The 10,378-nt window shown below is 35.1% G+C and carries 10 protein-coding genes, 1 riboswitch and 1 other annotated feature; of the genes, 7 read left to right on the forward strand and 3 right to left on the reverse strand.

Going from position 1 to position 10,378, the window contains the following annotated elements; genetic code table 11:
• The first annotated feature begins 180 nt into the window (after positions 1 to 180).
• The 5 genes from nagA (at position 181) to metG (ending at position 5,833) form a co-directional block, all read left to right on the forward strand.
• Entirely contained in the window at positions 181 to 1,377 is a 1,197-nt protein-coding gene (gene nagA / locus HU235_RS11035; RefSeq protein WP_095300741.1) for an N-acetylglucosamine-6-phosphate deacetylase, read from the forward strand.
• Entirely contained in the window at positions 1,374 to 2,108 is a 735-nt protein-coding gene (nagB, locus tag HU235_RS11040; RefSeq protein ID WP_095300742.1) for a glucosamine-6-phosphate deaminase, read from the forward strand. Before nagA ends, nagB begins: the two co-directional genes overlap by 4 nt.
• 79 nt (positions 2,109 to 2,187) lie before the next feature.
• Positions 2,188 to 2,910 carry a GntR family transcriptional regulator gene (locus tag HU235_RS11045; RefSeq protein WP_174880256.1) on the forward strand — a complete coding sequence of 241 codons (723 nt, stop codon included), beginning with the start codon at positions 2,188 to 2,190 and terminating at the stop codon, positions 2,908 to 2,910.
• A gap of 25 nt (positions 2,911 to 2,935) precedes the next feature.
• The gene (locus tag HU235_RS11050) at positions 2,936 to 3,676 is read left to right on the forward strand and encodes an SIS domain-containing protein (protein WP_095300744.1); all 741 of its coding nucleotides are present in this window, start codon (positions 2,936 to 2,938) and stop codon (positions 3,674 to 3,676) included.
• An 87-nt stretch (positions 3,677 to 3,763) separates the two neighbouring features.
• Positions 3,764 to 4,036 (forward strand) — a binding site (T-box leader).
• 162 nt (positions 4,037 to 4,198) lie between these two features.
• The gene (metG, locus tag HU235_RS11055; RefSeq protein WP_174880257.1) at positions 4,199 to 5,833 is read left to right on the forward strand and encodes a methionine--tRNA ligase; all 1,635 of its coding nucleotides are present in this window, start codon (positions 4,199 to 4,201) and stop codon (positions 5,831 to 5,833) included.
• Between the two features lie 100 nt (positions 5,834 to 5,933).
• On the opposite strand, the gene HU235_RS11060 is transcribed toward metG, so the two are convergent.
• The 3 genes from HU235_RS11060 to HU235_RS11070 all read right to left on the reverse strand — a co-directional run bounded on the left by HU235_RS11060 (position 5,934) and on the right by HU235_RS11070 (position 8,705).
• Positions 5,934 to 6,461 carry a GNAT family N-acetyltransferase gene (locus HU235_RS11060; RefSeq protein ID WP_174880258.1) on the reverse strand — a complete coding sequence of 176 codons (528 nt, stop codon included), beginning with the start codon at positions 6,459 to 6,461 and terminating at the stop codon, positions 5,934 to 5,936.
• A 193-nt stretch (positions 6,462 to 6,654) separates the two neighbouring features.
• On the reverse strand, positions 6,655 to 7,311 hold the full coding sequence (locus tag HU235_RS11065) for a potassium channel family protein (protein WP_095300747.1): 657 nt from the start codon (positions 7,309 to 7,311) through the stop codon (positions 6,655 to 6,657).
• Positions 7,312 to 7,367: 56 nt separating this feature from the next.
• Entirely contained in the window at positions 7,368 to 8,705 is a 1,338-nt protein-coding gene (locus tag HU235_RS11070) for a TrkH family potassium uptake protein (protein WP_174880259.1), read from the reverse strand.
• A gap of 469 nt (positions 8,706 to 9,174) precedes the next feature.
• Positions 9,175 to 9,314, reverse strand: a riboswitch (cyclic di-AMP (ydaO/yuaA leader).
• A gap of 250 nt (positions 9,315 to 9,564) precedes the next feature.
• Between HU235_RS11070 and HU235_RS11075 the strand changes: the two genes are divergently transcribed.
• A complete protein-coding gene (locus HU235_RS11075) occupies positions 9,565 to 9,939 on the forward strand; it encodes a Na-translocating system protein MpsC family protein (RefSeq protein WP_095300749.1) in 375 nt (124 codons plus the stop codon).
• Positions 9,940 to 10,177: 238 nt separating this feature from the next.
• Complete coding sequence (locus tag HU235_RS11080) at positions 10,178 to 10,375, forward strand: hypothetical protein (RefSeq protein WP_095300750.1); 198 nt, start codon at positions 10,178 to 10,180, stop codon at positions 10,373 to 10,375.
• Positions 10,376 to 10,378 lie beyond the last annotated feature (3 nt).

Here is a 10,378-nt window from a genome sequence, read left to right on the forward strand (position 1 = left end):
GTCTATACCAATTATTTTTTTATTTTCTAACATTTTTTTCAAGTTAGAAAAAGAATAATGTCGATAATCCCAGTAAATCAATCAATAAAGTTGAAAAGGGTTTTAAGGTAAAATTGGTATAGACAACTATACTTTGGTGATGCTAAACTTAAGGTATCAATTGAAAGGAAGTATCTGAAAATGGCTGATGATAATCTTATTTTGCTAAAGGGCGTTCAAATTTATTCTGAAAACGAATTCATTAAAAAAGGGTTTATAAAAATAAAAAACAATAAAATAGTAGAATTCGGACCATTAGACCAACTTATTCATGAAGAAGATTTTAATGTTGTAGATGTTCCTTCAACTTATGCAGCTGTCCCAGGCTTTATTGATGTTCATATCCATGGAGCAGATGGTGCTGATACGATGGATGCTACAGAAGCAGCACTGAAAACGATGGCTAACGCACTTCCTAAAGAGGGAACTACAAGCTTCCTAGCCACTACTATAACTCAAGATGTGGAACAAATCGAAAATGCCATTATCAATGCTGGAGAGTACATTCATCTTCAACCATCACAGGGGATAGCAGAAATACTTGGGATCCACCTTGAAGGTCCATTTGTTAATAGAGAAAGAGCAGGGGCACAGCCACTGCAGCATATTATTGAGCCAGATCTTGCGCTATTTAAAAGGTGGCAAACCTTATCAAATGGAATGATTAAACTAGTTACACTTGCACCTGAACTGCCAAACGGACTTGACATGATCCGATATTTGAATGAGCAAGGAATCGTTTCATCAATTGGTCATTCTGATGCAACCTATGAGATCGTAACAGATGCTATGAAAGCAGGAGCAAGTCATGTCACACATTTATTTAATCAGATGAGAGGGTTACACCACCGTGAACCGGGTGTTGTTGGAGCTACGTTATTACATGATGAATTAAAGGCTGAAATGATTGTCGATGGAATTCATGTAAGACCTGAGATGGTTCACTTAGCTTATAAGCAAAAGAAAAGCGATGGATTAATTTTAATAACTGATTCGATGCGGGCAAAATGTTTGAAAAATGGTACGTATGATCTTGGAGGTCAGGAAGTTAATGTAGAAGACGGAACAGCGGTACTTTCTGACGGAACTCTCGCAGGAAGTGTTTTAAAGCTAGGCCACGCAGTCAAAAATATCATCCATTATACTGGATGCTCGTTGAAGGAAGCGGTAAAAATGGCTTCGGAAAACCCTGCAAAGCAACTAAATATTTTTGAACGAAAAGGCAGTATTGCTGTAGGAAAAGATGCGGATATTGTCATTTTAGATGAACATTATGACGTTCAAATGACATTTTGTCGTGGAAAGCTTGCCTATAAAAAGGGAGGAAACGAAGGATGAAAATCATTGAGGTTAATGACTATCAACAAATGAGCCAAGTAGCAGCAGAATATATTCTGAAAAAGGTTACTGATAATCCTGCTATTCATTTAGGACTTGCTACAGGTGGTACTCCAAGTGAAATGTATAAAAATTTAATCGAGGATCACAAGCAAAACGGAACCTCCTATGAGCATGTGACTACTTTTAACTTAGATGAATATATTGGAGTTTCTGGAGAAAACCCAAATAGTTATCGCTACTATATGGATAATCATTTGTTCAATCATATTAATATTGATAAAAGGAAAACACATATTCCTCTTGGGAATACGACTGATAGTCAAGCGGAATGTAACAGATATGAACAATTAATTAATGAAAACGGGATTGATTTACAAGTATTGGGTATTGGTCAAAATGGTCATATTGGTTTTAATGAACCAGGTACGTCTTTTAGCTCGAAAACCCATGTCGTTACGTTAGCACCTTCAACTATTCAGGCAAACGCAAGATTTTTTAAGACGATCGAAGAGGTGCCAACAAAAGCAATAACGATGGGGATTTCCACCATTATGAAAAGTAAGGAAATATTGCTTTTAGTATCAGGAGAAAGCAAAAAGGATGCAGTTAATAAGCTTATAAACGGTGAGATAGACGAAAAGTTTCCTGCATCTGTGTTGAAAAATCATCCATATGTTACAATAATTGCAGATAAAGCGGCAGTTTCAGGTATGAAAACGACCTGTTAACTCTATAATGCGTTCTTAAACGTTGTATGTGTGAAAACTATCGCTGTCGAGTTTAATTGGGAAAGGTGAATTAAGGAGAATGATTAACAAAAATTCCCCCATTCCACTTTATTATCAACTAAAAGAACATATTAAAGAAATGATCGAAAAGGGAGAGCTAAAGCCTGGTGATTCACTTCCTCCAGAAAGGGAATATGCTGAAAATCATCAAATTAGCCGAATGACAGTTAGACAAGCCTTCACCGAATTAGTTAATGAGGGATATTTATTTCGTTTGCAAGGAAAGGGAACTTTTATTGCTGAACGTAAAATAGAACAGCCTCTTCATGGCTTAACAAGTTTTACAGAGGATATGAAAGCAAGAGGATTTGAGCCAGGAAGTCAATTAATCCAATTTGAAATCGTCTCATCAACAAGTCCGATTGCAAGGCAACTTCTTATTCCAGAATACGGACCTGTATATGAAATAAAACGTATTCGATTAGCTGATGGGGTTCCGATGGCTTTAGAAACAAATTATATTTCTGCTAATTTAATTAAAGGGCTTACAGAACAAATTGTGAACCAATCTCTGTATGCTTATATTGAAGAAAATTTAAATCTTAAAATTCATCAAGCTTCACAAATTATTGAATCCTCTATTGCTAGTCAAACGGAAGCGAATTATTTAAAAATAGCAAAAGGAGCACCTGTTATGCTCATACAACGAAATACGTATTTACAGGACGGTACTCCTCTTGAATTGGTTAAATCAGTATATCGTGCAGACCGTTATAAATTTATGATTCAGATGGAGCGGTAAAAACTTAAAATATTGGAGATATAATATGTTTAATCATTATTTTCATAAGCTTATTGAACTAATATCTACTATTGAAGAAGACGAAGCTGATAATATTCAAACAGCAGCAAGTAAGGTTGCCCGATCGATCCAAAATGATGGTATTGTTCATGTGTTTGGCTGTGGTCATTCTCATATGCTTGCTGAGGAGCTCTTCTATCGCGCAGGTGGCCTTGCAACAATTAACCCAATTTTAATAGATGAGTTAATGCTTCATAAAGGGGCAGTAAAATCCTCTCAATTGGAAAAACAGCATGGATATGCTAAACAATTTATGGAGACAGTTGGAATTCAAGCGAATGATATCGTAATTGTAGCTTCTACATCAGGTAGAAATCCGGTTCCAATTGAGGTTGCTGAATTTGCTAAGCAACAGGGGGCTTATGTCATTGCGATTACATCTCTCAATTATTCGGAGCATATATCCTCAAGACATAAAAATGGAATGTTTCTCTCTGATGCATCTGATCTAACAATAGATAGCCATATTATGGTGGGAGATGCTTTGCTAAACCATGAATTACTTAATGTTTCGTTCGGTTCAGGTTCAACAGTTATTGGAGTTGCCATCGTTAATGCCATCATAGTTGAGGCAGTTAAATTGATGGTTGAAAATGAGTTTACTCCCCCGATTTTTAAAAGTGGCAATGTTGATGGATCAGAAGAGTATAATCGGGAATTAGTTAATCGTTATAAAGGCAGAATTCCTTTGTTAGGAGAAAACTAAGATTGCTACGTCCGCTTATAAGGAAAAATTAAAACTTACTATATTGACTTCAGGAAAAATTTTGCATAAACTGTTTGTAATTATCAAATAAAGGCAATGAAGAGAATAAGTAAAATGACTTTGTTTTACACAGAGAGCTTCGGTAGCTGAAAAGAAGCAAAAACATTCATTTGAAAAATGATCTCTAAGCTTCGTACTGAACATACTTTTTGTATTAGTAAGCTACGACGAGATTTGGCACTCGTTATCAATGTCACAGTATAAGAGTAGGTGTATTTACTCCGTACTTGCAGAGGCAGATGGTGTGAACTATTTGCGAATTAAGGTGGTAACACGTGGAATCCAAACCTCGTCCTTAACTATTTCAGTTAAGGACGAGGTTTTTTGTTTTTTCTAAAGGCACAGGAGAAGCGTGTCAATGGGAGTGGCGATATTATCAAGCCGAGGGAGCTCCTGGACTGTAAGAGGATAGCGACAACCAAGTATAACAAAGTTATCTATAAAAATTTGAGGAGGGTTTTAATGAGTATTTTTATTGGTGGAGCATGGGCTTATGCAAATGGTTCTTTACATCTTGGCCATATATCAAGCCTATTACCTGGTGACATTTTGGCTAGATATTACCGTTTAAAAGGAGATAAGGTTTTATATGTTTCAGGAAGCGATTGTAACGGGACACCGATAACAATTAGAGCAAAACAAGAGGGAGTTTCACCAAAGGAGATTGCCGATAAGTATCATCAAGAATTTGTAGATTGCTATACAAAGTTAGGTTTCTCATATGATGTTTACACGAGAACTGATAGTCCCTTTCATCATAGAATTGTTCAAGATATATTTTTAGAGTTACTTGAAAAAGGATTTATTTATCAAAAGGTAATTGAGCAAACGTATTGTGAATATGACCAGCAATTTCTACCTGACCGTTATGTTGAAGGGATATGTCCTAATTGTGGTGCAAATGCCAGGGGTGATCAATGTGATGTATGTTCAAGTGTATTAGAACCAACTGAATTACGAAATAAATTATGTAAAATATGTGGGAAACCGCCTACGACAAGGAAAACGGAGCATTTTTATTTTTCGTTAAGTTCCTTTCAGCAAATTTTAGAAGCTTTTACAGAGGAAGCTCAGAATCAAAAGCTTTGGCGTGAAAATGCCATATCATTGACGAAAAGGTACTTAAAGGAAGGTTTGCGAGATCGAGCTGCTTCAAGAGATCTTTCGATTGGAGTAACTGTTCCTGTGAAATGGTTTGAGTCAAAAAAAATCTATGTTTGGATTGAAGCGGTTTCGGGATATTACACGGCAAGTAAAAAGTGGGCAAAGGAAACAAATAGCGATGATTCGATATTTTGGAATGAAACAACAACGTCTTATTACGTACATGGGAAAGATAATATACCATTTCATTCAATTATATGGCCTGGTATATTAGCGGGACTTAAAAAAAGTTCACTTCCTACACATATCGTTTCAAATGAGTATTTAACTTTAGAAAAGAAGAAGCTATCTACGAGTAAAAATTGGGCAGTGTGGATTCCAGATATGTTAGAAAGATATGACCCAGATTCCATTCGTTATTTCTTAACAATTAATGCTCCGGAAAACCGGGATGCTGATTTTTCCTGGAAGGAATTCATTTATAGTCATAATAGTGAATTGCTAGGGGCATATGGCAACTTTATTAATCGAACATTAAAATTTATCGAAAAGTCATTTGATGGTGTGATTCCTGATAGTAACATAGATTGGACGGTTCAGAATAAAGTGAAACAGCTTTATGAAGAAGTAGGACAAAGTATTGAAACTACTTCTTTTAAACAAGGGCTAGAACGAGTTTTCGAGCTTGTCAGATACTCTAATAAATACTTTGATGAACAGCAGCCATGGAAGCAGATCAGCGACGATATCGAAGCTTGTAAACAAACCTTAGCAAATTGTGTTTATCTTATTGGCAATTTTGCGCAAATTTTAACTCCATTCCTTCCGTTTTCAAGTGAAAAGGTGAAAGCGATGCTGAAAATATCTGAAACAAGCTGGAATCCTTTTTTAATTAAACCGATCGTATTATCGAACGTTGAACCTTTATTTGAACGAATAGACACGGGGAGAATTGTCGAGGAGCTTGAAAGGTTAACAAGTAAAACTGTTTAACATGTAAATGTAAAGAATCAAATTCCTCTAATTTAAAAATTGGCGCAATCCTTCTTAAAGGATAGCGCCAAATTAAAGGATCATAAGATTGTCATGAGGTTTATTTTCGAAGGAGGGAATAAACAAATGTGTCATATGCTTTGCCATTTTGGTACATATAATCTCTTAATACTCCCTCTTTTTGAAACCCTACTTTTTCTAATAAATTATTCGATGCTTTGTTTTCAATAAATACTACAGCACCTATCCTGGTTAAATCTAGCTTTTCAAAACCATATGATATTACCTTTAAAACTGCCTCAAGAGTATAGCCATTTCTCCAATAATCTGGATGTAATTCATAACCAATTTCTGCACGTTTATGCTTAGGTAACCAAGCATTAAAGCCGATAGTGCCAATTATGCCCTTGGTTCCTCTTCTTTCAATTCCCCAGCGTATACCTCTTTTTTCACTATAGCTTTTTGAAAAAAAGTCGACAATTTTTTCTGCCTGTTCGATCTTTTCTAAAGTTTCTTGTCCATAATAACGTGTTACATCTTCATTCGAAAAACAAGCAAAAATACCTTCCGCATCTTCTTTAGTCATTTCTCGCAAAATTAGTCTATCAGTTTCTAATCTAGGAAACATTTCATCTCTCCCTTTATTTAGATTTCACTTTGAGACAATCTAACTTAATACTAATGATTGCAAATTACCATACAATATACAATCATTTTTAAAAATGGCTCAGGAAGCCAGTCTTACAGCATCAACAAAAGAAAAAAATCCTGTTTACCACAGGATTTTGAACTTACCTTTATACAAATTCGCAAACATACAACTATTCTATACTTGAAAATTTGGCTAAATCCTCCCTGTTGCCAATCATCACTAATAAATCCCCTTTATGAATCGTATGTTCAGGAGAAGGAGAAACGATGATATCTCCGTTACTTACTATTGCGATGACACTGACATTATATTTAGCTCGAATATCAAGCTCGCGCAAGTTTTTTTCAGCCATTTTTTCAGGAATTAATATTTCCTCTATGTTGTATTCCTTTGATAATTCTATGTAATTAAGCATATTAGGTGATAAAAGCTGATTTGCAACACGTTCTCCCATATCCCGTTCAGGATAAACAATCCAATCTGCCCCGATATGCTCTAAAACTTGACCATGTCGCTTTCCTAACGCTTTAGCAATAACCTTTTTCACTTCTAAGTTTTTTAATAGCATAACCGTTAAAATACTGGACTGCATATCATCGCCTATCGCAACTATTACACAATCAAAATTTCGAATTCCTAGAGCAGTAAGTGCCTTTTCTTCAGTGCTATCAGCGATAACTGCGTGGGTAACAAATGATTCTGCAGCATCTACACGCTCCTCATTTATATCAATTCCAAGCACCTCTTGACCAGCATCATGTAATCTTCGAGCAATACTTGTTCCAAATCTACCTAAACCAATAACCGCATATTGTTTTGTAGCCATTTATGCCACTCCTATACTTATAGTTTATCCAAATCCTCTTAAAGTTGAAGCCTATGTTACCCGATCATAATCTTTCCTTTAGGATGGTGGAAAGCCTCTTTCGTCCGTCTTCTCGTAATCGCAAAGCCAAGAGTTAATGGACCTAATCGACCTACAAACATTGTAAAAATAATAATGACCCGTCCGAAGCTGGAAAGTTCTGGCGTTAATCCCATTGACAAGCCTACAGTTCCAAAAGCAGAGGTCGCTTCAAATAAATACATAATGAAAGGATGACCCTTATCTGTAATACTTAATAAAATTGTCACGAGCAAAATAATCATTAAGCCACTTAATGCCACAGTTATAGCCTTTAATATTGTTTGCATTTCAATTCTTCGTTTAAATAAAACAATATCTTCCTTCCCTTTAAGTTGGGACCAAAAGGTTGCCATTAAAACAGCAAAGGTAGTGATTTTTATCCCACCAGCTGTTGAACCTGAACCAGCACCGATATACATGAGGATAATTGTTAAAAATAAACTTGCGTGTGTTAAATCTGCAATCGGCAATGTGTTTGCACCAGCTGTCCTTGGAGTAACTGCATGAAACAAAGCACCATACCCTTTTCCTGAACTATCTAGAGTGCCTAATGTGTTAGGGTTATTGTATTCAAAAAGGAAAATTAAAATTGAAGCACCTGCAGTTAAAATGAAAGTTGTAATTAAAACGATTTTTGTGTTTACCGATAATCTGCGCGTCATTCGGTATTCATATAGTTCATTAAAAACAATGAATCCTAAGCCACCTAAAGTAATAAGCGAACATATCGTTAAGACAACAAAGGGATCGTCAACATAGTCTGTCAAGCTTCGGAACTCCCCCATTAAATCAAAACCAGCGTTATTAAAATTAGATATGGCATGAAAAAAGCCGTAATAAATCGCTGTTCCTATTGGCATGTCAAAGGAAAAACGAATCGAAAGGATGGTAGCGCCAATTGTCTCAATGATTATAGTGAACAACAAAATTCGCTTTACCAATTTGACAATCCCTGAAATTGAGATGTTATTATATGCTTCCTTCAAAACTAATCTTTCTTTTAAAGAGATTTTCTTGCCTAATAATATAAATAAAAACGTTCCAAACGTCATAAAACCTAATCCACCAACCTGAATGAGCGTTAATACGACCAGCTCACCAAATGTAGAAAACGTATCGGCCGTATCTACAACAACAAGACCTGTTACACAAGTAGCGGAAGTAGCCGTAAATAATGCATCTAAGAAAGATAGACCTTTTCCGTTTTCTGTAGCAATCGGTAATGTTAATAAAAACGTTCCGATCAAAATGATAATCGCAAAGCCTAATACTAAAATTTTTGGCGGATTTAAATAATCATTTATTTTTTTCATAGTAATCTCCTTGAATTACCTTAAAGTTAGAAACTCTTCTAATTTTTCCATTGCTTTTAATCATTTATTACATGCTTTGAAAAAATAAATCTTTCTGTATTTGCTTATGTTGCTTATAACAGCCGAGTTGTATTCCACCTGCTTAAACGATTGTTAATTTACGAAAATAGCCATAAATAAAGACCAATGATTACTTTCCTCCATGTTAAAATGAACAATATCAAAATAGATTCCAGCAGAAACTATTCAAAAATTCTGATGAAATTTAAAGAAATTGTCATTTCCAAACATCTTTAATGGAGAAAATGTATTCATTGGTCTATAAAACACCCAGCATTTAAGGTTGCTTTGTGTTCTATCTTCCAAGAGGTACTTTCACATTTAAAGCACAAAAAAAGACCTTTTTTGATCAGGCTGCTCTTTTGCTCCATCATAAAACAAAAAAGCCCCCTGTATTAGGTGGTCCTTTGACCTCCTTCGCTTTAGTCGACGAAGTTAGCTGACGGGTAGAATGGCGAAAGAGTTTCTCATCCCTTCTGCAAAAGCAGAATTAACCCCAAATAATTGGTTCCTCCGTTCTCATATTATGAGATTTGACCATTAATATTTGATTTACGGAGATAATTCTACGCTTATCATCATTGCACTGTAAACCCCTTGGAAGTTCAATCTTTCGTTAAACATGACGATATTCAGCCATTTTTACTATTAAAACTCATGATAATACTGTTTTTCGTAATATTTCTCCTTGTTTTTATGGATTTTAAGGTTTTGTAAAAAAATTAAAATATGGATTGACAAAAACTTTATTCGGACATTAGAATTACTCCATGAATCCCAGATATGCTATGGAGGTTTTATGAATTATTCCAAAAAGAAATTAGAGGCAAAAATAAGTGAAGAATTAATTAAGCTTCAGCGTGAATTAATCGGAAAAGGCCCACAGGAGGCAAAAACGTATATCGTTTATGACATGATGATTACACGCTACAAAGGAGTTTTGACTGTGGAAGAAAAACATTTAGTCAATAGCGATCCTGGGAAAAAACTTGTTAAGGAAATGAGAGAATTACTGCGAGAAAAATATTGTCAGGAGTATGAAAAAATAATCGAACAATATACTGGATGTAAGGTACTTTCATCACATAGTGATATAAGCACAAGTACAGGTGAAAGAATAGAAGTGTTTATTTTAGATAGGAACTTAGAAAAATGGATTGAAATGAATAATTGAATCTTATTTTTGTATGGCTTTTTAAATTTTAGCTATGTTAAAGCTAAAATGTTGAATTCTATGTAGTTTGTTTATTGGAGCGCATACGGTAAGAAGTGTGGCAAGGGATCCTACACAAGACCGAATGGCGAGAAGCCCCCAGAACAGCACTCAGAAAGCGAAAATAAGCAACTTAAATTAACAAAACTACTTGTTATTGATTATTTCAAACTTTAATACTTTAGAAAAGGTGGAAAGCATGGGGAAAACCACTTATCGTTATTTAATTAATGCAGAAGGTAAGGGCGGAGAGACTTACTTAACTCATTGTCAAGATAAAGAGGAACTGCAAAAATGGTTAGAAGTCCACGAGCGTGATTTAATAATGGAGAAGCTACATGTGATTGATAAAAAGAAGCATCCTTTACTAAAGCTATTTTCATTTAAAAAATATTAATAC

This window comes from Metabacillus niabensis (genome assembly GCF_902829255.1).
Lineage (GTDB): Bacteria > Bacillota > Bacilli > Bacillales > Bacillaceae > Metabacillus > Metabacillus niabensis.

What these genes read in the sequence shown, in the direction of transcription:
- nagA (WP_095300741.1), top strand. Translation starts at nt 181, where the DNA reads ATGGCTGATGATAATCTTATTTTGCTAAAGGGCGTTCAAATTTATTCT.
- metG (WP_174880257.1), top strand. Translation starts at nt 4,199, where the DNA reads ATGAGTATTTTTATTGGTGGAGCATGGGCTTATGCAAATGGTTCTTTA.
- HU235_RS11060 (WP_174880258.1), bottom strand. Translation starts at nt 6,461, where the DNA reads ATGTTTCCTAGATTAGAAACTGATAGACTAATTTTGCGAGAAATGACT.
- HU235_RS11070 (WP_174880259.1), bottom strand. Translation starts at nt 8,705, where the DNA reads ATGAAAAAAATAAATGATTATTTAAATCCGCCAAAAATTTTAGTATTA.
- nagB (WP_095300742.1), top strand. Translation starts at nt 1,374, where the DNA reads ATGAAAATCATTGAGGTTAATGACTATCAACAAATGAGCCAAGTAGCA.
- HU235_RS11065 (WP_095300747.1), bottom strand. Translation starts at nt 7,311, where the DNA reads ATGGCTACAAAACAATATGCGGTTATTGGTTTAGGTAGATTTGGAACA.
- HU235_RS11045 (WP_174880256.1), top strand. Translation starts at nt 2,188, where the DNA reads ATGATTAACAAAAATTCCCCCATTCCACTTTATTATCAACTAAAAGAA.
- HU235_RS11080 (WP_095300750.1), top strand. Translation starts at nt 10,178, where the DNA reads ATGGGGAAAACCACTTATCGTTATTTAATTAATGCAGAAGGTAAGGGC.
- HU235_RS11075 (WP_095300749.1), top strand. Translation starts at nt 9,565, where the DNA reads ATGAATTATTCCAAAAAGAAATTAGAGGCAAAAATAAGTGAAGAATTA.
- HU235_RS11050 (WP_095300744.1), top strand. Translation starts at nt 2,936, where the DNA reads ATGTTTAATCATTATTTTCATAAGCTTATTGAACTAATATCTACTATT.